Origin of the sequence: Cognatundibacterium luofuense, from assembly GCF_018139685.1 — a bacterium.
GTDB lineage: Bacteria > Pseudomonadota > Gammaproteobacteria > Burkholderiales > Burkholderiaceae_D > Undibacterium > Undibacterium luofuense.
The window spans coordinates 1-337 of the sequence record NZ_JAGSPN010000383.1 but is presented as its reverse complement, the minus strand read 5'-3'; the positions used below and the strand labels follow the sequence as shown (position 1 = coordinate 337).

General features: G+C 56.1%; 1 protein-coding gene. It reads left to right on the top strand.

Annotated elements, in window-relative coordinates:
* A partial coding sequence (locus tag KDM89_RS20875) for an acyltransferase (protein WP_212689749.1) occupies positions 1–307 on the top strand: 307 nt, incomplete at its 5' end.
* Positions 308–337 lie beyond the last annotated feature (30 nt).

Here is a 337-nt window from a genome sequence, read left to right as displayed (position 1 = left end):
CGGCAATGGCATCCGTATTGGTGCGGATGTGGCTATCGCTGCGAACTGCACTTTCGCACCAGTGAATCACGCGTATATGGCGCGTGATGTCCGCATCAATCAGCAGGGTTTTTTGCCCAGCAAAGGCGGCATTGTGATTGAAGATGATGTGTGGATAGGTGCGAACTGTGTCTTACTCGATGGCGCGGTGCTACGTCGGGGCTGCGTGATTGCTGCTGGTTCAGTTGTGCGTGGCGAGGTACCTGCCTACACAATACAGGGCGGGAATCCGTTGCGGAAATTGGGCGAGCGCGGTGTGCAGGTTTAGCCGGGACTGAGCTGACGGCACTGAAAGAAA